We start from the raw sequence: 21305 nt of genomic DNA, 5'->3' as shown, positions 1-21305 counted from the left end.
AACCGGCGACCGCTTTTTTTTCGGCCACCCAACGGTCCCTGGAGGATGAATAAGATGCGGAGAGCGATGTCCTGGTTCATGTTGTTGACCGTGTCGGTGCTACTGTCCGGTTGCGGATCAGGTGGAATTGAGCCGGGAATTCCCACCGGTACGGACGCGTCCAAGGTGACGGACCCGATGGCCGGTGTCGAATTGAAATCCATCGGAAAGGGCGCGAAAAAGTGACGGAGCCGAGGGCCGGTATCCAGTCGAAATCGCTCGGAAAGAGCACTCAGAAAACAACTCATTGATCCGTGATAAATAATGGGGGCCATTCGTCAATTTTGACGTAGCCTGCACAAACGAGGCAGGATCGACTTTCAGCTCACGACTTTGGAAGCTGATATCGACGCAACCTGCGTAGACTCCTCGATTCAGGCAAGCATCCGCATGATTTGCGAATGCCCCCATTTCGTTCCCTCCACGTCTTTACCGCCGGCAAACCGGCCCAGCCGATCCCCAAGGGCTTGCCCGAACCGCGAACTCTTGCTCACGCGTTCATGCAAATACACATCAATCATATTCCACTTCATCGCCAGGATCGCCGGGTTATCCGCCCGACCCCGGGTGGCCCGGGTCCATCAACCCGGCGCCGTTGCGACCGTATCGTTTAACCGCTGCAGCACTCGCCCGATAAATCGACCTCGCCATTCGGCAACAAGTCGTGAGCCGCGATGGTCTGGATTGATCAGCCGCGACGAGGCCCGGTCGCCTGCGGTGGTAGCGGTTTGAGGCAGCAAGCCAGCACGACGGCCAACATCATGATCAACGCCAGGATCTGGAAAGCCGACTGGAAGGCGAAGACCGTCGCGTAGTCGTGGGTGAAACGAGTCAGCAGCCGAACCGCCTGCGCCGCGGCGTCTGCTGGCCCGAGCCCCTGGAGCGTGAAATAGTCAACCAGGTTGAGCCGGACATCCTCCAGGGGGGGGCGGTTCGGCACGAAGCTCTGGCGCATCGCATCGAAGTGGGAATCGCCCCGGCGCTCGATGAAGATGCCCAGCAGGTTGTTGCCAACGAACGCCGGCAGAACGAGCATCAGGTTCTTGATGCCGGCCGACGAGGCAATCTGGTCCGGAGTCATCTCCTCCTGCGAGATGCAGATCAAAGGGGAAGCGACCAGCCCCGCCGCGGCGGCCCAGGCGGCCGTGATCAAGGCCGTCCAGAACTTATCGGTGTACAAGTCCAACGACGAGAGGTACCAGGTCCCCAGGGACATGCCGATCAGGCCGACGACGAGCCGAGCCTTGCGATCGTCCCGCGTTCCCAGCCAGGCCGTCAGCGCCAAGGTCGTGCCCATCGCCGCCACTGCCGGCAAGAGCACCAGTCCCGTCGTGACTCGCTCGTAGTCGCGGGTCACGGCCATGTAACGAACCAGGACCGAGACGACGGTGAAGAAACAGAGGTCGGCCAGCGCCTTGATCGCCACGCTCAGAGTGAACCGAGGGATCGCAAAAAGCCGGAGGTCAAGTAACGGATGATGACAGACAAATTCATGAACAACGAACGAGACGAACAAGGCGAGTCCCATCGCCGTCACCAGCCAAAAGTCGTTCGAGGTATACCACCCCCACTTCTGGAATCGAAACAGTCCAAGCATTAAGCAGAGGACCCAGCCCAGCAACAGAACCAGACCCTCGAAGTCAAAGCGGGCGCGTACTCGCTCACGTGGCTCGTCCGCCTGGAGAAGGTGGGAGGTCAACACCACGGAGATCGCGGCGATCGGAACATTGAAGTAGAAAATCGACCGCCAGGACGGCAGGTTGATCAAATAGGCGCTGACGCTCGGCGCGACGATCCGCCCGAAATAGAGTCCGAGCACATAGGCCGCGATCGCGGCGTCGCGATGGTCGGGGAACTCGCGCCAGAAGACCGCCAGCACGGTCGTCACGACCATGCCGTTGCCCCAGCCTTGGACGAACCGGGTCACGCCAAGCAGCTCCATATTGGGGGCCGTCGCACAGGCCAGGCTCCCCAAGGTGAAGATGATGAGGCCGATCACATAGCTGTTCTTGAGGCCGATCCGATTCCGCATCCAGGCGATCAGCGACATCCCCGTGACCGAGCCGAGCAAGGTGCAGGCGAGCACCCACTGATAGCGATAGCGATCGGAGGAAAGCTCGTTGACCACGAACGGCCGGGCCAGGTCGGTGAACGTCGAGGTCATTCCGGCCAGGAGGAGGGTCGGGAGGATCGCCACCACGACGAGATCGCGGCGCGGAATGCCATGCCAGACGCGAACGTCCGGGGCAATCGGATCGTTGGATGGGATCGGTGCGGGTTCGAGCCTGGTCGTCACCGCTCACCCCCGAGCACGGCCGTCGGGCTGACCCCGAATTGGCCCCTATGCCGCTGCCGCTCCGCCTCGGCCGCCGCCCACTCCGGGTCGCCCGGGCCATGCGAGATCGCCACCGTGACCGACAGGCCAGGACGAAGTTGCCCCCAGCGGGGGCCGCGGTCGACCGCGATCCGGACCGGCACCCGCTGCGTAACCTTGGTGAACTCCCCGGAGGTCACGTCGCGGGGCAAGAGCGAGAAATTCGCACCGGTCGCCTGACCGATCCAGACGACGCGCCCGTCCATGGCTCCCGGGATGGCATCGACCCAGATCCGCACCCGATTGCCGGGCGCGACCCCCTCGAGCCGGTCCTCTTCAAGATAAGCCGTGACGTAGATGAGTTCCGGGTCGTAGACGCTTAAAACGGGCGAGCCGAGCGGTGCGTGGTCGCCGGGATTGCGGTAGCGGCGGACGACCACGCCGTCGAAAGGCGCCACGATCCGAGCGTTCTGGAGGCGGGTGGCGACCGTCGCCTCGGTGCGCGCGGCCTGCTCGACCTCATCGCGGCGGAGCTGGACCTGGTGCTTCTGAACCTCGATCTCGAGGTCGCCTAATTCCGCCAGTCGGAGCGACTCCTTCGCCTTCTCGCGCGCCCGATCCTTTTGGTCGAGGGAGCGGCGCGCGACCTCGACCTGACCGCGGTCAACCTCGGCCCGTTCAACCTTGGCCTTGGCGGACTCGGCCTTGGCCTGCGCCGCGCGGTACTCCCGGGTCATGTCTTGCAGCTTCCGTTCGGGGGCGGACCGATCGGCGAAGAGCTTCGTGTAGCGATCGAACTCTTCCTTGGCGTTGGTGAGCGCGGCCTGGACCGCCGCGGCGTCGGCCTTCGCCTCATTCACGGCCTTGTCGACGTCCTGCACCGTCATTTTGAGCATCGCGCTCGACTCTTCGTAGGCCGCGTCGGCCGAGGCCAACTCCTTCTCGGCGACCGCCACCCGACGCGGATGCTCGCGTTCGAGCCGATCCAGGGTCGCCTCCTCGAGCCTCAAGGTCGCCTCGGCGACTTTTCGCTTGGCTTGTGCCTCCTCGACTGCCCGTTGCAACGGGACCGGGTCGATCTCGGCGAGGACTTGTCCGGCCTTGATCGCGTCCCGTTCCTCAACGAGGACCCTCGTCAAGATCCCCGCCTCTTGGGGGGCAAGGTGCACGATGTGCGACTCCACGAAGGCGTCGTTGGTCATCGACTTCGTGAATCGATAGTAGGCAAAATCGGCGAGGACCCCCGCGCCGATCGCCACGCCCAGAATCCCGACCGACCAAATCCCCCAACGGGCCAGCCAGCGGCGATCGATCAGGGCCTTCCGGACCGGCAGAGTCAGCCCGGTTGAGTTGCCTGCCGGCACCGGGTCCAACACGATCGTTCCTTCCCTCGGCGCCTGCTTCTCCAGCATGGGTTCGGGCAGATCCGAAGGCGCAGGGGAGACAGATGCGTTGGTTTGTTCCGTCTGACTCATCGTGGGGTCCCCCCGCAAGCCACTCACCGGCGACTCGTCCGCCTGATTTCGATCCGCCGTTGTCTCGATCCTGCTGTCCTGGCTACAATTATCGCGCGCCAGTGACTCCGATGCACAAAAGGGCCGCCCGACGCCCTCAAGGAAACGCATGATGTCCGCGGACGCCCTTCTCGAAACCCCGCTTCATGCCTGGCATCAGGCTCATCAGGCCCGATTGGTCGACTTCGCCGGCTGGTCGATGCCCGTGCAGTACACGTCGATCGTCGAGGAACATCAGGCGGTGCGCAAAGGGGTCGGACTATTCGATATCAGCCACATGGGACGGCTGACCTTCAATGGAACCGGCGCCGAGAGCTGGCTGGAATACGCCACCACGAACCATGTCGCCCGGCTGGCGGTCGACCAAATTCAGTATAGCCTGATGGCCAACGGCGGCGGTGGCCTGATCGACGATATTCTGGTCTACCGCCTCTCGTCCGGGTATGCCGTCGTCTGCAACGCTTCCAATCGCCTGGCGGTCGTCTCCGAGTTCGAACGGCTCAAGGGCAAGCACGACGCCACGTTGCTCGACCGAACCGTGGATACGGCCATGATCGCCGTGCAGGGTCCGCGCGCTCTGGAGACCCTCCAACCGTTGATCAGCACGCCGTTGTCAGCCATCAAGTATTACTACCTCACGATGGGTCGATTGTTCGATCGGATCGACACGGTCGTCAGCCGCACCGGTTATACGGGTGAGGACGGCTTCGAGCTGATCGTGCCGGCCAGTGACGCCGAGGCGGTCTGGACAGCCTTGATGGAGGCTGGAAAATCTTTTGACATCAAGCCTTGTGGCCTGGGCGCTCGCGATACGCTCCGGTTTGAGGCGGGCATGCCCCTCTATGGGCACGAGTTGTCCGACGTGACCAACGCTTACGCGTCGGGGGTCGGCTGGGCCGTGAAGCTGGACAAGGGCGAGTTCGTCGGCCGCGATGCCCTTCGCGGCTTCAAAGCGAAACCAGGGCTGGCTCGCGTCGGGCTCCGACTCGACGGAAAACGGATCGCCCGTCAAGGGAGCCTGGTCCGCCACGAAGGCGGCGATCTCGGGGTCGTTACGTCCGGTACGTTCGCCCCAACTCTCGAACAGAGCCTGGCAATGGCCCTGATCGACCAAGCCGCCGCCGCAATCGGGACTCGGCTCATCGTCGACATCCGCGGGCGCGACGAAGCGGCCGAGGTCATCAAGCTCCCCTTCTACAAACGACCGGAGGCCGTTCCGGCCCCCAAGTGAACCGGTCGATCCCCTGCCCTTTTTTTTGAGGACTTCGCCGCCATGGATCCAAAAAGTCTGCGCTATTCTCCCAGCCATGAATGGGTGAGTCTCGACGGTGAGATCGCGACGATCGGGATCTCGCGCTTCGCCGTCGATCAGTTGACCGACCTGATCGTCATCGAGCTGCCCGCGGTCGGTACCAAGCTGACGGCCGGCAAAAGCTTCGGCGAAGTGGAAAGCGTGAAGGCGGTGAGCGACCTGTATGCGCCCGTCAGCGGCGAAGTCGTCGAGGTCAATTCCCCCGTCGTCAGCGACGTCCAGCTCCTCGCCCAAGACCCGTATACGGTCGGCTGGCTGATCAAGGTTCGCGTCGACGACCCAACCGCCGTCGCGAGCCTCATGGACCATGCGGCCTACGAGAAAAAAGTGGCCGAAGACGTCCACTGACGTCATTGTCGCTCCCTTGAGACGCGACGGCACTGGAAGTGGTCGATCGACGAGTGACGATCTCGTCGAAACAGAAAATATCAATTCGTTGCGGTCCTACCGATCGAACCTGGGGTGACGGTCTCGCTCTCGTCCCCCTCTTTTTTTTATTCTTTTTTTTTGCGGATCCTCCCGGGCCAATCACTGGGAGCTATTGGATTGAAACGGGAGTGGATTGAATCATGGCCTTTATCGCGAACACGCCCGACGACGTGCGCGTCATGCTCGCCGCCATCGGTCTCGACTCGCTTGACCAGCTCTTCGACATGATTCCGCCGGAATACCGGCTTCAGCGCCCGCTGGAGATCCCCCCGGCCCTCTGCGAGTTGGAGTTGACCAGCCACCTGGGGAGCCTGGTCGATCAGAACATGGGAGCTGACAAACGCGTCTGCTTCCTCGGCGGCGGGAGCTACGACCACTTCATACCGGCGGTGGTCGACAACCTCTCCGCCCGTGGCGAGTTCTACACGGCCTACACCCCCTACCAGCCCGAAGCCAGCCAGGGAACTCTCCAGGCCACCTTCGAGTATCAGACCCTGGTCACCCAACTGACCGGCATGGATGTCTCGAACGCGAGCCTCTACGACGGTGGCTCGGCCGTCACCGAGGCCGTCTTGATGGCCTTGACCGTCAGCCAGCGCCATGGCCGGGTCGTGATCGCCGGGTCGGTCCATCCCGAATATCGCCAGATCCTCTCCACCTACCTGGCCAACCTCGCGCCCGAACTCATCACGGTGCCCACCCCGGAAGGACGCCTGCGGGTCGAGGACCTCGATGAGGCGGTGAACGACCAGACCGCCGCCGTCGTGATCCAGTATCCCAATTTCTTCGGGCAACTGGAGGAGATCGAAGCGATCGTGGAGCGGGTGCACGCCAAGGGGGCGCTTGCGATCGTCAGCGTGGATCCGATCAGCCTCGGGTTGCTCCGTCGTCCCGACACTTATGGCGCCGATATCGTGGTGGCCGAGGGACAGGGGCTCGGCAATCCGATGGCCTACGGCGGCCCGTACCTGGGCATGATGGCCTGTCGCGAAGCGTATGTGCGGAAGATGCCGGGCCGGATCGTCGGCCAGACGACCGACCGCAACGGAAAACGCTGCTGGGTCCTCACCTTGCAGACCCGCGAACAGCACATCCGCCGCGAGAAGGCCACCTCGAACATCTGCACCAATCAAGGATTGCTGGCCCTTCGATCGAGCATCTACCTGGCGGCCGTCGGCCCCGCCGGCCTGCGCCAGGCGGCGGAACTGTCGACGCGCAAGGCCCACTACGCCGCGGAGCAACTGGCTCAAATTCCCGGCCTCTCGCTCGCGTTCGACGGACCGTTCTTCAAGGAGTTCGTCATCCGGTCGGCGAAAGATCCGAGCCGCGTCCTCGAGCAGGTTGGTCGCCTCGGATATCACGGCGGGATCGCGTTGGGTCGGTGGGATGCCAACTTGCAGGACAAGATCCTGATCGCCGTGACCGAGAAACGGACCAAGGCCGAGATCGACGGGCTGGTGCAAGCCTACGCCAAGGCGTTGGAAGCCGTCTGAGCGAGGCGTCAGAGTGCGGTTTGCCAGCGGGCCACCGGTTGCTCAATCACTCGGAAACTGGACAAATTTGAAATCACCATGTACAAGCTTGATCCTCCTTCGCTGCTGTTCGAGACCAGTCGTCCCGGTCGCGCCACGGCCTTCCTACCGTCGTCGGATGTACCGGATGCGCCGCTCGAGGCGTTGATCCCGACACGTCATCTGGCCGAGTCGACCCCGCCGCTCCCTGAGCTGAGCGAGCTCGACGTCGTTCGCCACTATACGAACCTGTCGACATTGAATATGTCGATCGACTCCAACTTCTATCCGCTCGGCTCGTGTACGATGAAGTACAACCCGAAGCGGAACGAACGGCTCGCGGCCTTGCCCGGCCTGTTTGCGCAGCATCCGTACCAGTCGGAAGACACTCTGCAAGGCTTGCTCGCGATCCTCTTCGACCTCCAACAGATCCTCGCGGAGATCGCGGGCCTCGACACCGTCAGCCTTCAGCCGGCGGCCGGCGCCCAGGGCGAGCTGGCGGCGCTCCTGGTTGCGGCCGCCTTCTACCGCGACCGCGGCGAGGCCCGGTCGAAGGTCCTGATTCCAGACAGCGCGCACGGAACCAATCCCGCGTCGGCGAATCTGGCCGGTTTTGAGGCCGTGACAATCAAGAGCGACGGCCGAGGACTGGTCGACCTGGCCGATTTCCAGGCCAAGCTCGATGACCAGGCCGCCGTGTTCATGATGACCAACCCCAACACGGTCGGTCTGTTCGACCCGCAAGTCGGCGAGATCGCCCGGTTGCTCCACGATCGAGGGGCCCTGCTCTACCTCGACGGCGCTAACATGAACGCGATTCTCGGGGCGGTCAGGCCGGGGGACATGGGGGCGGACCTCATGCACTACAACCCCCACAAGACCTTCTCCGGCCCGCACGGCGGCGGTGGCCCAGGCGCGGGGCCGATCGCGGTCCGAAGCGACCTCGCCCCCTATCTGCCGGCTCCCTTGGTGGCTCGAAACGACGACGGAACGTTCCGCCTCGATTACGATCGCCCCAAGTCGATCGGCCGGGTTCGGAGCTTCTTCGGCAATACCGGGGTCCTGTTCCGCGCTTACTGCTACATCCGGAGCCAAGGCCCGGAGGGTTTGAAGCGGGTCTCGCAACACGCCGTCCTCAACGCGAATTACCTGATGGCGCTGGTTCGCGACCTCTACCCCGTGCCGTTCGGCGACCGATGCATGCACGAGTTTGTCGCCTCCGCGCGCGGGATGGCCCGCGATCGCGGAGTCCGGGCGATGGATATCGGCAAACGCTTGATCGATTCCAACATCCACGCGCCAACCGTTTACTTTCCTTTGATCGTCTCGGAAGCCTTGATGATCGAGCCGACAGAGACGGAAAGCCGCGAGACTCTGGAACACTTCGCCAAGACCTTGCGCGACATCGCCGCCGAAGACCCGGCACTGCTCCACGACGCGCCGGTGAGCACGCCGATCTGCCGGCCGGACGAGGTGAAAGCGGCCAAGTCCCCGATCTTGCGGTGGGTTCCCGGGCGTGACACGGCAAACTGAGGATGCCAAGGCCCGCCGCGCTCGAGACCGCGGAATCGGCGACAGCGAGGTTTACAGTCGAGTGGATCAGAGGCCAGCAATCGGAGTGGCTGGGGTTGCGAAACGCAACAACGCAACCCCAGCGCCAACTTACCGGCTGCTCCTATCTCTTGTCGGTTCGCTCCCCACCGCCCTGGTCGGGACGGCGGTTTTCAGGCATGGCAGGGCCCACCCACTGGCGACATCCGCCAAAATCTTAGTTGCCATTCCATTTTTTCGCGGGTGGCGCCACGGCTCGGACGATCCAACGCGACCGTCACCCCACTCGCTTTCGATCGCCGTCGCTCGCCCTGTCACGCTTTAAACAACATCATCGACGACGTCCTACCGACTCACCGGAACGCGTCACTCCACAGCCGCCGAAACAACAGATAACACCCTCTTGTTCATGCTCACAAATTCTTCATTTTTCGTTTCATCGATGATCGGCCTCGACTCCCGCTCGATCTTGATCTCGATCACATTGAGGACTTGAAGTCGCTCCTACTTCGACCTCTGCGGTTGTTGTTCGCTCAGATCCTGACTCCTAAACGACAATCCTTGTCGCGGCGGCGTGGTTGGATCTGGGGCTGAACGGTACCTGGGTCGAGAGCCACCCGACAGACGGGGTCACGGTCATCGCGCTGATCGCGCCCTTGAACCTCAGGAAAGTGGCGATCGAGAACCTTGGCTGCCTCGTCGACTCAACCTGGGTGTCAGTCCGTCCGGTTCTCGATTTCCCGACGCTGAGACGGCGGAACCTGCTAAGTTTGGCCACGCAACCTTTGGCCGACATGTTCACCGGATTGGCCACGGCCATCGACCTGGCGGAGTTTTGGAGCACTGGCGAAAGCTAGACGAGCGCTCTAGGATTAAGATGAATTACGGTGTCGAGACGTGCCCTGAGCCTGGTCCCCTCGCTGGCGCGGGTCTTCACCAAATTCAGCCCTGTCTCGCGACCTTCCGGCCTGAGCAACGATTCATGCTTATTTGTCGAGTTTTGCCACACGAACGAGCTGATGGACCGGAGAACATGGCGCTCGACGAGGCTTTGCTGAACGCCGCGGCGGAGTCGCCGGAGCTTGCGTTCTTCCGCACCTACGAATGGACCGCGCCGACGTTGAGTCTCGGTTATTTCCAGAGCATTCGCCAAGCGGAGGCGGACCCGCGTTGGAGCGGCGTTGCGATCGTGCGGCGACCGACCGGCGGCGGGGCGATCTGGCATCACCATGAGGTGACTTACGCCCTTGTGCTTCCCGTGAGCCATCCCAGCGCCCAGCGCGGTGGCACCCTCTATCACGAAGTTCACGCAGCGATCGCCCAGACTTTTCTCACGCAAGGCATCGCGCTGATGAGGCGTGGCGAGGCCGCTGCCCCCGAAGAGCGCACTCGCCCTTTTCTGTGCTTCCAAGATCGTGACGCCGAAGACCTCGTGCTCACCGGCTCGAAGGTCGTCGGCAGCGCGCAGCGCCGCCGTGCCGGGGCGGTGCTCCAACACGGCTCGATCCTCCTCGCCCATTCGCCAACGACCCCCGAGCTTCCCGGCGCCGGCGACCTCGCCGATGCGTCCACCGAGAAAAAGGGCTGGTCTGACCGGCTTCGCGACCGCCTGCCGACCGCCCTCGGCCTCCAGCCCGAAAGCCACGCCGTCCGTGCCGTCGATCGCCAACATGCTCGAGAACTCGAGGAGCAGGTGTACCGCACCGCAGCCTGGAACCGTCGCCGTTGATGGGTCAGCATCCGTCCCCTCCGTCCCGGAAAAGACTGATCTAAGCGCTCGATCCAACCGATGGAGAAATTGATGTGAGCCAGTCTTCGAATCTCCTGGTCGTCGAGCATCGCTCGCTCGAATTCGCCGTGTCTCAGTCTCAATGCCTGCCAAGATCCTTGCAATCATCCATCATTAAAATCGGGTGCGGTGGAGGCTTGAACTCCACATTCGTCGACGTTTTACACTCGGTCGTTGTTCGTGATCCGTCGTTGTGGCTATGATGAAAAAATCATCCGCACGACCTCTACAGCCGGTTCAATATCTCGGTTCTGCTTAGTTTTCCTCATCATTTTATCGGTTTTTCCGTCCATGCTTGGGAGTCCGATAGTCTCTCCCCGATGCGATTCGCCCCGGAACCAGTCGCTTTGGAATTCAAAAGGTAGGGACGGTATCCATGAAAGTGCAGCTCATCGTGGTGCAGGGCAAACCTGAGGGGAAGGTCATTCCCCTGGCGGGTCCGACCTTCAAGATCGGCCGCGGCGAGACGTGCCATCTGCGACCCAACAGCGAGCAGGTCAGCCGTGAGCATGCGGAATTCACGGTGACGGCGGACAAGGTGCTGTTGAGGGACCTGGGGAGCCGCAACGGTACGTTGGTCAATGGAAAAGCCTTGACCGAGTCGTACACGTTGAAGGATCGTGACCTCGTCCAAATCGGGCAGCTCACCTTTGCGATCTCGATTGAGGATGTGCCCACGGCGGCAGCCGCCGCTCCGATCGCGGCCGCGCCTGTCAAGGCACGCCCCAAGTCGGCTTCTCCCGACGACGTGTCTCATGACGAGATCGAGTCGTGGTTGGTCGCCGACAACAACAATCCTCCCCCCGAGCGTCCTTCCGGCGTCTACGGTGGTGAGACGATCACGATCGCGGCGTTCAAGGATGGGTCATCCCCCAAGCCCGCGCCCGCGAAGCCGGCTCCCCCCGTTGTCGCCGCCACGCCACCCCCGGCGCCCGCGAAGCCGGCTCCCCCGGTTGTCGCCGCCACGCCGCCCCCGGCACCCGCCGCAGCAAAGCCAGCTCCCCCCGTCGTTGCCGCCACGCCGCCTGCCGCGACTCCTCGCCCCGCTCCCGCCCCGGCCCCGCCGCCAGACGACCTCGATGACGTGGAGTATGAGCGGCTTCCCGAGGGTCTTGGAGATGTTGATGAGTTCGCGGATTCCGAGGACGCGTCGGACGCCGACTCGGAAGGGTCGGAGGAAGAGACGACCGACGAGTACATCGATGAATCGAATCCGTTCTATGTGAAAAAGTCGAAAGAACCCGAAGGGCCGGCCAAGCAGTCGTACAAGGACACGAGCGATGCGGCTTCGGACATTCTCAAAAGGCTGATGGACAAGCGACGTAGCTCCAAGTGACCCCGTGCGTCACCCTACGCCCACGTGTTATCCTGGTCGAACCCGGCGCGCCTTGCTTGCGATAAGTCGCGCTTCTCCTTTGAACTTAGAGCTCATTCGGGGATCACTGCTTCATGCCCGTTGATGATCCCCTCTCCCTCGCCGATGCCGAGCGCGGGCTGTCCGACCTTATCGAACGATTGGAAGCCGTCGTGGTCGGACAGCGTACGCTGCTCGAGCGGCTGGTTATCGCCTTGCTCATCGGAGGGCATGTCCTCATCGAGGGCGTGCCCGGCCTGGCAAAAACCCGCGCGGTGCGAGCGCTGGCTCGTGCCCTTGATCTTCCGTTTCGGCGGATTCAGTTCACACCTGACTTGCTCCCCGCCGACTTGACCGGAACTCAGATCTATCGGCCGGCGACGGGGAACTTCGACGTTCGACCGGGACCGATCGTCACCAGCGTCTTGCTCGCCGACGAAATCAACCGCGCTCCGGCCAAGGTCCAGAGCGCTCTCCTCGAAGCGATGCAGGAAGGCCAAGTCACCGTCGGGGACGAGACCGTCGTCCTCCCCGAGACCTTCTGGGTGCTCGCGACCCAGAACCCGATCGAGCACGAGGGAACCTATCCACTCCCGGAAGCGCAGCTCGACCGATTCCTGATGAAGCTGACGGTGGGCTACCCCGATCGCGCGGCGGAATTGGCGATGCTCGACCTCCCGAGCGTCACGGAACGTCCTCGTCCCGAGTCCGGCACGGACGACCCGCTTCCCCTGTTCGGGCCGCGGGATGTGCTGCGATTCCGGGCGCTGGCAACGTCGATCCGGGTGGCCCCCGCGATCAAGGAATACGTGGTCGACCTGGTCCGAGCGACCCGGGAGCCAGCTCGGTACGGGCTCGACCTCGAGCCTCTCCTCGAGCTTGGGGCGAGTCCCCGCGCAACGATCGCCTTGGTTCGCGCGGCGAAAGGGCATGCGCTCTTGTCAGGGCGCGACTATGTGACCCCACACGACGTGAAAAGCCTGACGCGCGACGTGCTCCGGCACCGGATCATCGCGAGCTACGAGGCCGATGCCGAAGGGCTCTCACCCGACGATCTCCTCGGTCGGATCCTCGACCACCTCCCCGTCCCCTGAGCCGCTCGCTCTGTCATCGCATCAAGTGTGCCTGCGAGATATATCGATTTTGAATCTTGCGGGTGGGGGACTTTCTCACCGCCGATGCCAGGACCAGTGAACAGAGCGGACACTTTGGGCGGCCAAGGCAGCCCGAGGAGCCGAAGCAAGGCTCTGCCGGAGAAGGACTTCCGCGCCACCTACTGCCTACGCGACCACTGCTGAAACTGTCCGCGCTTGTCCACCCTCGCTGAGAAAGTCCCTGCGGGTGGGCACGGCCCATCATCTTAAGCTCCTTATTGACAAGGAGATCGGGATGGTAGGCCGTGCCCACCCTACGGGAGGGATTCAATTCTCACCACAAATCAATCGTGTAGGGATGATAACTTCATCACGGGTTCAGCGGAACTATTGCGCCACCAGGGCCGGTTCGACCTGCTGATCGGCATAGCGCCCTGGAGGCAGTCTTCGCAGGAAGCTCCAGTAAATCAGACCACAGACGAATAGCACGATACTGATGTTCTGTGAGATCGTCAGGCCCGCGAAAACGGCCCCTTCGTCGTTTCGCAGGTGTTCGATCAGAAACCGGCTGATCGGATAAGTCACCATGAGGAGAGCCATGACCTCGCCGTCTCGGCGTCGGAGCGGGTAATAGGCCGAGAGGAGCAGCAACAGGATTAGGCCATCGAGCGAGGAGTAGAGTTGGGTCGGGTGGACCGGCAGCGACCAGGGCGCTTTCGCATTAATGAGATGATTGACCACCTGAGCGTTCCACGGCGGCGAATGCATCGGGAACGCCACTCCGACCGGCAAATCGCAATAATCACCATAACAGCAGCCGTTGAGAAAGCAGCCAAACCTCCCCAAGGCAATCCCGAGCGCCAGCGAGGGAGCAACGACATCGAGCAGCGGGCGAAGCGGAAAGGGGCGGAGGAATCGATAGGCGAAGAACGCGGCGGTTCCTCCCATGATGCTTCCGTAGAGAACGATCCCCCCTTCCCAGATCCGGAAAATGTCGCTGAAGCTGCGAATCCGATCGCCCCAGTATTGGATCACATAGAAGAGGCGGGCGCCCACAAGTCCGCCGAGGAAGACCCAGAGGGCCAGGTCATAGAGCAATTCCGGGTCGAGCTTCTCACGCTTGGCACGCCAGGCCCCAAGCTGGGTCGAGCCGACGAAGGCAAGCACCAGCATGGTCCCGTAGCCGAAGATCGGGAGGCCACCAAACACAGGGATCGTGAAGAGGATTTGCCGCAATGCGTCCTCCCGGAAACGGGGCAAGGCGATCGATCAGGCGCGACCGTTGTACCGGATCGGCGGGTAATCAATATGCTCGAGGACCCGGTTGGCGCCATCGAGCGACACAACCCGGGGTTGATGCCCGTCGATCTCGCCCGGCTCGAGATCAACAAACGCCATGATAATGATCTGATCGCCCACGGCGCCCAGGCGAGCCATCGCGCCGTTGAGTTCGATCTGCCCCCGACCTGGGGTTCCGGGCAAAACGTAAGTCTCGGCGCGCAGCCCGGTGGACACGTTACTGACCAGGATCGCCTCGTAGGGAAGGAGCCCGACCGCCTTGAGCAAGTCGGGATCGATCGTCAGGCTCCCATGGTAGTGGAGATCGTTCCGCGTGACTGTGGCGAGATGAAGTTTGCACTTGAGGACTTTGATCCGCATCCGACGTCATTCCGGCAAGAAGGCATTGTCGATCAGTCGAGTCGCACCGAACCTGACCGCCAGCAAGGCGACCGCGGTTCGGCCCGCTTCCAACCCAGTCAAGACACCGAGCGTCTCGGCGTCGACAACCTCGGCGTAGTCAAGCTGCGCCATCGGTTCTGAGTTTATCGTATCGTGGAGAATCTGTCGAACCCGCTCGGCGTCACGAACGCCCCCGGCCACCGCCGCTTGAGCCTTCTTGAGCGCCCGCGGGAGCACCACCGCACCGCGACGCTGATCGGAATCGAGATAGCGGTTGCGGCTGCTGAGGGCTAAACCGTCCGGCTCGCGAACCGTCTCCACGATCTGGATCGAGAGTCGCAGATTGAGGTCCTCGGCCATCCGCCGGATGACGCACTGCTGCTGAAAGTCCTTCTGCCCAAAACAGGCGAGGTCCGGCTCGACGATCGAAAAGAGCTTCAGCACAACGGTCGCCACACCCCGGAAGTGGCCGGGGCGAATCGCCCCCTCAAAGATTCCCGCAAACGGCACGACTTCAACGCAAGTCGAGTTCGGACCGTGGGGATACATTTCTTCAGCCGTCGGCCCAAAAATCAGGTCGGCGCCACCGCTCGCGGCGCGGTCGCGATCGAGTTCGGGCGTCCGAGGATAGCGCGTAAAATCCTCGGACGGTCCAAACTGAGTGGGATTGACGAAAATCGAAACCACGACGAAATCCGCGGCAGCGCGACAGCGTTCGATCAGGTGGACGTGCCCGTCGTGCAACGCCCCCATCGTCGGTACCAAGCCGATCCTCAATCCTCGCGCTCGTGCTTCGCCGACCGCTTGACGCACCTCAGCGATGCTCTTGACCCAGGGAATCACGTCGCGCCTATCCTTTGTTCTCGGGCCGTCGATGGGGACATTCGGGGTTATTCAGACAGGAGTCCGCGATCAAGAGGTCGTTGAGAATCTCGCCGCCGATCAACGTCTTGGTGACGATCCGCGGCACGTCGTCGACCGTGACGTGACCGTACCAGATCCCTTGGGGATAGATCACGACCGTGGGACCATGCTCGCACTGTTCCAGGCAGCCCGCCTGATTGGCGCGTGCCAAGGTGCCGAAGCCCCCTTTTTTGAGCTCTTTCTTGAACGCGTCGCGCAGGGCCTGTGTCCCGTCAGGATCGCAGCACCCACGTTTGTGGCCGGGTGCGCGGACGTTGCCGCAAACGAAAACGTGGTGAGTGAACGCGGGCATAGGTCCAGTCCCGGCTCCCGATCCAGTGGTTTCAGCCCGGCCACCCGGCCCGACCGTGTCTCTCCTGCCTTGTATCCTGGAGTGGAGTGTAGGGATCGGTCAAGACCTCCTCAACGGGGCAAGCGGCGGCCGGTCGCGCGATCGAATTGGAAAAAAAGCGATGAAAGGCGTGGACGGCCGGGCAAGCTGACGGGCTATACTCAAAGGACCGAGCACGATCGAGATTATGTCGCAAGGGACTCTGCTCCGTGGACTCCTCTCCCAAGGTCCCCGCCGTGACGGGCTCGTCCAATGCCCAAGGTGCCGCCGCCGCCACGGCCGGCGTCGATTCCGCCCCTGCGCCTCCACGGTTCTCGGAGGAGATCGACAAGTTCCCGCGGAGCCTGGGGACTTGGCTCGCTCGGACCTCGCAGCCGTTTGCAGCCGTCGATTTCGGGGGGCGCTTGGTTTGCGTGAACCGCGCGTTCATCGAATTGACCGGCTATAGCGCCGCGGAACTCCAGACGATGACGCTCACGGACCTCACTCCCGAGCGTTGGCATGCGTCGATGATCGAGACGCTGACCGGCGTCCGGGCGACCGGCAAGTCGGCACGCTATGAAAAGGAATATCGCCGCAAAGATGGCCGACTCGTGCCGATCGAGGCGTTAGTGGACCTGGATCGAGACGAGGCTGAGGTCGCGCTCGGCTTCTATGCGTTCGTCACCGACATCAGCGAACGGAAACAGGTCGAGGTCGCGCTTCGGGAATCCGAGGAGCGGTTCCGCCGGCTCTACGACGAAGCCCCGGTCGGCTACCACGAGGTGGACGTCGAGGGGCGGATCATCAGCATCAACCGGACCGAGTGCGAGATGCTCGGCGTGGTGCGTGAGGAGGTCGTCGAGACGTCCGTCTTTGACTTCGTCGCTCCCGATTCCCGCGAGCAGGCCCGCCAGGGTTTTCCCAAAAAAGTTCGCGGCGACCACCCGCTCAAGCCGATCGAACGGACTTTCGAGACGCGCGACGGACGACGCCTGACCGTCTCGATTGAAGAGCGATTCAAGCGTGATGAGCAGGGACGAGTGACGGGAATTCGCAGCACGGTCCAGGACATTACCGAGCGGAAGCGAACCGAGGCGGCCTTGGTGGCCTCGGAGCGACGGGCCCGCGCGCTCTTCGAGGGAATCGAGGACGCCATCTGGGTCCATGCGCTCGATGGACGACTTCTCGACGTCAATCCGGCCGCCAGCCGGATGCTCGGTTACTCGCGTGAGGAACTCCTCCGCCTGACGACGAACGACGTCGATGCCCCCGAATTCGCCGCCGGCTTCCAGGAACGGCTCAAGCAGCAAATGGAGCAAGGCCATCTCTCGTGCGAGGGCCGGCATCGCACCAAGGATGGTCGGATCATCCCGGTCGACATCAATACGTCGACGATCCTGTTCGACGACCAACGCGCGGTTCTGGCCGTGATCCGCGATATCACCGAACGCAAGGCGCTCGAAGAAACACGCCGCGAATTCGCCGAATCGCAGATGCGCAACGCACGCGAAATGCAGGAGAAAAACCTCGCTCTGACCGCCTCGGAAGCACGCTATCGCCAGCTCACCGAGGGCTGTCTCGACGCCGTCGTGGTGGCCGACCGGCAGGGGCGAATCACGCTGTTCAACCCCGCCGCCGAGAAAATCTTCGGCCACTCGACGGACGAGGTCCTGGGCCGGCCGATTACCCTCTTGATGCCCGACTCGTTCAAGGACCTGGACGATCGTGGGTTCGAGGCCGCCCTCGAGGCGCGCCAGCCGAGCATCGTGGGGAGGACGGTGGAGCTCAAGGGGCGGCGGAAGAACCAGGAGGACTTCCCCCTCGAGCTCTCGCTCAACGCGATCGAACTGGCCGGAGAATTGCAGTTTATCGGCTCGATCCGCGATCAGACCGAACGTCAACGGATGAGGGCCATGCTCGCCCAATCCGAAAAGTTGGCATCGATCGGCTTGCTGAGCGCGGGGGTGGCCCACGAGATCAATAATCCGCTCGCCTACGTGGCCAACAACCTGGCGGTGCTCGAGCGCGACATGAAGAGCGTTCTGGAGATGATCGCGATCTACGAGCGCGCCCTCGGCCCTATGAGCTTGGCGTCCCCCGACGTGGTCAAGGAGGTCGAAGCGGTCGCCGAGGAACTCGACTGGCCCTATGTCCGGGACAACCTGGGACGGATGTTGAGCCGAACTCGTGAGGGCGTACAGCGGGTCGCCAATATCGTTCAGAACCTGCGCGGGCTGGCGAGGACCTCCCCTCCCAAGATGGAGGCGGCGGCCATCCCCGACATGTTGGAATCGGCACTCGAGATGATCCGGGGACGGCTCCGACGGCATAACATCGAAATCAGCGTCGAGCACGGCGACGTTCCTCGGATCGCCTGCGTCCCGTCCCAGATTAGCCAGGTGATCTTGAACCTGCTGATCAATGCAACCCAGGCGGTTGAGGCCACCGGGCGAACCGAGGGGGGGCACATCCGCTTTTGCACCGCTCGGGATGGAGACATGGTCTGTCTTTCCTTGTCTGACAACGGCGGAGGGATCCCCGCGGAGAGTCTGCCCCAGTTGTTCGATCCGTTCTTCACCACGAAATCAGTGGGTGAGGGGACCGGCCTCGGCCTCTCCATCAGCCACGGTATCGTGACCGGTCACGGCGGCCGGATCGAGGTCACGAGTCCTCCCGGCGAGGACACCTGTTTCCGGATCTACCTTCCCTTAAATCCATCCTAAAGCCGGATTGGCCAGCCCCCTTTTTTTTATCTGTTTTAATGGTTCTGAGTCGTGGGGCCAGGCTCGCGGAGTTCATTGCCATGAAACCAGTCGCCAAACATTGCCTGCTGATCGTCGACGACGAGCCGAACGTGTGCGACTCCGTCCACGACCTGCTGCGCCGCGAGTTTCGCGTCCTGAAGGCGAATAGCGCCCAGGAAGGCTACCGGATCATGCAGGAAGAGGAGGTCCACATCGTGATGTCGGACCAGCGAATGTCTCAGATCACCGGAGTCGAGCTCCTCGCCAAGGTCAAATCGAAGTATCCCCAAGCCGTCCGGATGCTCTTCACCGGCTTCGCCGACCTCGAGTCCATTATCGCCGCGATCAACCAAGGCCATATCTTCGGCTTCCTCAAGAAACCATGGCAACCCGAGGAACTCGAGGGGGCCGTCCGACTCGCCGCCGAGGAGTACGACCGCTTGACCGAGGCAGCGCGCGAGCGTGAGGAACTCCTGAACGTGATCGGTAGCCTCCAACAGCGCGTCACCGCCTTGGAGTCTCAGGTCCAAAGGCTAGGCGGACCCGAGACGACCCACTGAGCTTTGCGCACCAACCCCTGTCAACTCGTGGAGCGTTGTTCCGAGTCGGAGAGATGTGGATGGATCAGAGGCGACACACCCTACTCGTGGTGGATGACGAAATCGATGTGTTGGAAAGTCTGCGCCATCTGTTCCATCGTACGTATCGCGTGCTGATCGCGAGCAGCGGGGCTCAGGCGATTTCGCTCCTCGAACAGAACGAAGTCCACCTGATCCTCTCCGATCAACGCATGCCCGGCATGTCCGGCGATGTGCTCCTGAGCCACGCCCGCCGAATCCAGCCCGATGCGATCCGGATGCTCTTCACCGGCTACGCCGACATCCAGGCGGTGATCAACGCCGTCAACGAAGGCAATATTTTCCGCTATATCCTCAAGCCGTGGGATGCCACCGAGCTCGAGGGGATTCTCCGCCAGGCGATCGATCATTACGAGCTCCTCGCCGAACGAAAACGGCTGATCGCCGAACTCCAGACCGCCAACCAACGACTCACCCGTGCCAACGAGGAACTCGCCGAGGCGGGGCAACTCAAAAGCGCGTTCATCGAGGTCGCCAGTCACGAGTTCAACACGCCGATCACCCTGGTCCTGGGCCTCAGTGAATTGCTTCGGCTCACCAATCCCGATCGGAGCGAGCAAGAACGTACGCTGATCGAACGGATCTCCACCAGTGCTCGACAATTGGCCAAGCTGGTCACCAATACACTGACCATGATGCGTGCCGACGACTTTCGGCGAACCCTCCAACGCGAACCGGCCGACCTGGCCTCCCTCCTGCGCGACGGAGTCGAACAGGTTGCGCCGTTCCTGCGGGTGCGAAATCTCCTCCTCAATCTTGATCTGGCCAGCGACCTCGGGACCTTCGAGGTCGACCGAGACAAACTAAGCGCGTCCATCGTCAATTTACTCACTAACGCGATTAAATTCACTCCTGATGGCGGAAAAATTTCCTTGGCCGCCCGACTCGTTACGCCCGATCAGGCGGAAATTGTGATTGCCGACCAGGGGATTGGCCTCCAACCTCGCGCGCTCGCCTACCTGTTTCAGCCCTTCTTCACCCAGTTCGACTCGAGCCGCCACTCCTCGGGTGACTTTGGATTCAACAAACGCGGGCTCGGGCTGGGGTTGAGCATCGTCAAGCAATTCGTTGAACTGCATGGGGGAAGCGTTTCCGCGGAGAGCGTCGTCGACGAGGGAACCCGAGTGACGATTCGACTACCGAGGCACCAGCCGGACGAATCCGCGCCGGATGGCAGGCCGGCCACGGCCGGCGATTGAACGGTGGCCTGCCTTCTCGAGGGGAAGTGGCTGACGAGTGGCGCGTGCCGCGGGCCGGACACCAAGTTCGCGAGAGTCTTTTTTCGATGCCAACCGCCCTGATTGTCGAAGACGAGCCCGAGGCGAACCATCTCCTCGCCATGCTCGTCCAGCTTCGCGGCTACCGGACCGACTCGGCCTACACCGGGGGCGAGGCACTGGAGAAAGTCCGTAGCCAGCCCCCCGATATTGTCTTTCTGGACCTGATGCTCCCGGACATCAACGGCTATGAGGTCTGCAAGTCGATCAAGGCGCGGAGAACGACCAGCCTGATCCCCGTCGTCATGGTCACCGCGCGGATCGCCTCGGAGAACCGGCTCCAGAGCTTTCGCGTCGGCGCGAACGACTACATCCCGAAGCCCTACACCCCCGATCAGATCTTCCAGGCCATGGCCGACGCCGACGCCTGGCGACGCGACATCGAAAACCACGAATCCGAAGGGGAAGTCCCCCTTGAAACCCACGGCGACGGCGAAACCTTGCGCCAACTGGCCCTGATGCGCAGCCTGCTCGTGGCACGCTCATCCCTCGATCCGGACTCGATCGCCCGAATCGGCGCGGCCTTCGCCGAGATCGCGGCCGACGCGGACAACTGGGGTCTGGTTCACAAAATCGCGAACGTGGGAACTCTGGCCTACGTCATCGAATCGAACCACTTAACCGTCACCCTCCGGGACACCTCCGGATGGCTCAGGCAAGATCCAGTCCCCGCCGACTTGCGCTGGCCAAAGGCCGTACCCGCAGCCAAATTCGACGAAATTGCCAGTCACGGTTCGGGCGAGCTCCTCACGTTTCGCAAGCGCTTCGACAAGGCCGAGGGTTCAGGGGTGGACTGAGCCGCGCCGAGTCCCGGCGCTCGGT

Annotated in this window: 19 protein-coding genes; 13 read left to right on the top strand and 6 right to left on the bottom strand. The window is 62.5% G+C overall.

Features of this window, described 5'->3' with window-relative positions:
• Positions 1-66: 66 nt before the first annotated feature.
• Entirely contained in the window at positions 67-225 is a 159-nt protein-coding gene (locus tag BUS42_RS43515; RefSeq protein ID WP_159452174.1) for a hypothetical protein, read from the top strand.
• Between the two features lie 502 nt (positions 226-727).
• On the opposite strand, the gene BUS42_RS06215 is transcribed toward BUS42_RS43515, so the two are convergent.
• The gene (locus BUS42_RS06215) at positions 728-2335 is read right to left on the bottom strand and encodes an MFS transporter (protein WP_074306178.1); all 1608 of its coding nucleotides are present in this window, start codon (positions 2333-2335) and stop codon (positions 728-730) included.
• Positions 2332-3828: an HlyD family secretion protein gene (locus BUS42_RS06210; protein ID WP_143206253.1), complete on the bottom strand. Its 1497-nt coding sequence runs from the start codon at positions 3826-3828 to the stop codon at positions 2332-2334. Before BUS42_RS06210 ends, BUS42_RS06215 begins: the two co-directional genes overlap by 4 nt.
• Before the next feature lie 148 nt (positions 3829-3976).
• On the opposite strand from BUS42_RS06210, the gene gcvT reads away from it, so the two are divergent.
• The 8 genes from gcvT to BUS42_RS06170 all read left to right on the top strand — a co-directional run bounded on the left by gcvT (position 3977) and on the right by BUS42_RS06170 (position 12907).
• Complete coding sequence (gene gcvT, locus BUS42_RS06205) at positions 3977-5098, top strand: glycine cleavage system aminomethyltransferase GcvT (protein WP_254053336.1); 1122 nt, start codon at positions 3977-3979, stop codon at positions 5096-5098.
• A 42-nt stretch (positions 5099-5140) separates the two neighbouring features.
• A complete protein-coding gene (gene gcvH / locus BUS42_RS06200; RefSeq protein WP_074306175.1) occupies positions 5141-5527 on the top strand; it encodes a glycine cleavage system protein GcvH in 387 nt (128 codons plus the stop codon).
• A 221-nt stretch (positions 5528-5748) separates the two neighbouring features.
• A complete protein-coding gene (gene gcvPA, locus BUS42_RS06195) occupies positions 5749-7101 on the top strand; it encodes an aminomethyl-transferring glycine dehydrogenase subunit GcvPA (RefSeq protein WP_074306174.1) in 1353 nt (450 codons plus the stop codon).
• Positions 7102-7179: 78 nt separating this feature from the next.
• Complete coding sequence (gcvPB, locus tag BUS42_RS06190) at positions 7180-8652, top strand: aminomethyl-transferring glycine dehydrogenase subunit GcvPB (protein ID WP_074306173.1); 1473 nt, start codon at positions 7180-7182, stop codon at positions 8650-8652.
• 596 nt (positions 8653-9248) lie between these two features.
• Positions 9249-9527 (top strand): hypothetical protein, encoded by a 279-nt coding sequence (locus BUS42_RS06185; protein WP_074306172.1) that lies wholly within the window; start codon positions 9249-9251, stop codon positions 9525-9527.
• A 176-nt stretch (positions 9528-9703) separates the two neighbouring features.
• Positions 9704-10399 (top strand): lipoate--protein ligase family protein, encoded by a 696-nt coding sequence (locus BUS42_RS06180; protein ID WP_074306171.1) that lies wholly within the window; start codon positions 9704-9706, stop codon positions 10397-10399.
• Between the two features lie 436 nt (positions 10400-10835).
• Positions 10836-11795, top strand: coding sequence for an FHA domain-containing protein (locus tag BUS42_RS06175; protein ID WP_074306170.1), 960 nt, complete (start codon positions 10836-10838; stop codon positions 11793-11795).
• Positions 11796-11908: 113 nt separating this feature from the next.
• Positions 11909-12907 carry an AAA family ATPase gene (locus BUS42_RS06170; RefSeq protein WP_074306169.1) on the top strand — a complete coding sequence of 333 codons (999 nt, stop codon included), beginning with the start codon at positions 11909-11911 and terminating at the stop codon, positions 12905-12907.
• Between the two features lie 387 nt (positions 12908-13294).
• Here BUS42_RS06170 and lgt read toward each other — a convergent pair whose 3' ends face one another.
• The 4 genes from lgt to BUS42_RS06150 are packed head-to-tail and all read right to left on the bottom strand — an operon-like array spanning position 13295 to position 15803.
• Positions 13295-14143 carry a prolipoprotein diacylglyceryl transferase gene (gene lgt / locus BUS42_RS06165; RefSeq protein WP_074306168.1) on the bottom strand — a complete coding sequence of 283 codons (849 nt, stop codon included), beginning with the start codon at positions 14141-14143 and terminating at the stop codon, positions 13295-13297.
• Positions 14144-14176: 33 nt separating this feature from the next.
• Positions 14177-14566 carry an aspartate 1-decarboxylase gene (panD, locus tag BUS42_RS06160; protein ID WP_074306167.1) on the bottom strand — a complete coding sequence of 130 codons (390 nt, stop codon included), beginning with the start codon at positions 14564-14566 and terminating at the stop codon, positions 14177-14179.
• A 6-nt stretch (positions 14567-14572) separates the two neighbouring features.
• Complete coding sequence (panC, locus tag BUS42_RS06155) at positions 14573-15430, bottom strand: pantoate--beta-alanine ligase (RefSeq protein ID WP_083670073.1); 858 nt, start codon at positions 15428-15430, stop codon at positions 14573-14575.
• A 7-nt stretch (positions 15431-15437) separates the two neighbouring features.
• Positions 15438-15803: a (2Fe-2S) ferredoxin domain-containing protein gene (locus BUS42_RS06150; protein WP_074306166.1), complete on the bottom strand. Its 366-nt coding sequence runs from the start codon at positions 15801-15803 to the stop codon at positions 15438-15440.
• A gap of 248 nt (positions 15804-16051) precedes the next feature.
• Here BUS42_RS06150 and BUS42_RS06145 point away from each other — a divergent pair, with 248 nt between their 5' ends.
• The 4 genes from BUS42_RS06145 (at position 16052) to BUS42_RS06130 (ending at position 21280) form a co-directional block, all read left to right on the top strand.
• Positions 16052-18547, top strand: coding sequence for a PAS domain S-box protein (locus BUS42_RS06145; protein ID WP_074306165.1), 2496 nt, complete (start codon positions 16052-16054; stop codon positions 18545-18547).
• Between the two features lie 80 nt (positions 18548-18627).
• Positions 18628-19128: a response regulator gene (locus BUS42_RS06140; RefSeq protein WP_074306164.1), complete on the top strand. Its 501-nt coding sequence runs from the start codon at positions 18628-18630 to the stop codon at positions 19126-19128.
• 59 nt (positions 19129-19187) lie between these two features.
• Positions 19188-20405 carry a hybrid sensor histidine kinase/response regulator gene (locus BUS42_RS06135; RefSeq protein WP_074310749.1) on the top strand — a complete coding sequence of 406 codons (1218 nt, stop codon included), beginning with the start codon at positions 19188-19190 and terminating at the stop codon, positions 20403-20405.
• Positions 20406-20491: 86 nt separating this feature from the next.
• On the top strand, positions 20492-21280 hold the full coding sequence (locus tag BUS42_RS06130) for a response regulator transcription factor (protein WP_074306163.1): 789 nt from the start codon (positions 20492-20494) through the stop codon (positions 21278-21280).
• Positions 21281-21305 lie beyond the last annotated feature (25 nt).

Origin of the sequence: Singulisphaera sp. GP187 (assembly GCF_900129635.1) — a bacterium.
Lineage (GTDB): Bacteria > Planctomycetota > Planctomycetia > Isosphaerales > Isosphaeraceae > Singulisphaera.
The sequence above is the reverse complement of the archived record's forward strand: the minus strand, read 5'-3'. Positions and strand labels throughout refer to the sequence as shown.

Bases quoted from the DNA above. Each gene is read 5' to 3' on its own strand.
- BUS42_RS43515 (WP_159452174.1), top strand. From the start codon at position 67: ATGTCCTGGTTCATGTTGTTGACCGTGTCGGTGCTACTGTCCGGTTGC.
- BUS42_RS06210 (WP_143206253.1), bottom strand. From the start codon at position 3,828: ATGAGTCAGACGGAACAAACCAACGCATCTGTCTCCCCTGCGCCTTCG.
- gcvT (WP_254053336.1), top strand. From the start codon at position 3,977: ATGATGTCCGCGGACGCCCTTCTCGAAACCCCGCTTCATGCCTGGCAT.
- gcvH (WP_074306175.1), top strand. From the start codon at position 5,141: ATGGATCCAAAAAGTCTGCGCTATTCTCCCAGCCATGAATGGGTGAGT.
- gcvPA (WP_074306174.1), top strand. From the start codon at position 5,749: ATGGCCTTTATCGCGAACACGCCCGACGACGTGCGCGTCATGCTCGCC.
- gcvPB (WP_074306173.1), top strand. From the start codon at position 7,180: ATGTACAAGCTTGATCCTCCTTCGCTGCTGTTCGAGACCAGTCGTCCC.
- BUS42_RS06180 (WP_074306171.1), top strand. From the start codon at position 9,704: ATGGCGCTCGACGAGGCTTTGCTGAACGCCGCGGCGGAGTCGCCGGAG.
- BUS42_RS06175 (WP_074306170.1), top strand. From the start codon at position 10,836: ATGAAAGTGCAGCTCATCGTGGTGCAGGGCAAACCTGAGGGGAAGGTC.
- BUS42_RS06170 (WP_074306169.1), top strand. From the start codon at position 11,909: ATGCCCGTTGATGATCCCCTCTCCCTCGCCGATGCCGAGCGCGGGCTG.
- panD (WP_074306167.1), bottom strand. From the start codon at position 14,566: ATGCGGATCAAAGTCCTCAAGTGCAAACTTCATCTCGCCACAGTCACG.
- BUS42_RS06150 (WP_074306166.1), bottom strand. From the start codon at position 15,803: ATGCCCGCGTTCACTCACCACGTTTTCGTTTGCGGCAACGTCCGCGCA.
- BUS42_RS06140 (WP_074306164.1), top strand. From the start codon at position 18,628: ATGAAACCAGTCGCCAAACATTGCCTGCTGATCGTCGACGACGAGCCG.
- BUS42_RS06135 (WP_074310749.1), top strand. From the start codon at position 19,188: ATGGATCAGAGGCGACACACCCTACTCGTGGTGGATGACGAAATCGAT.
- BUS42_RS06130 (WP_074306163.1), top strand. From the start codon at position 20,492: ATGCCAACCGCCCTGATTGTCGAAGACGAGCCCGAGGCGAACCATCTC.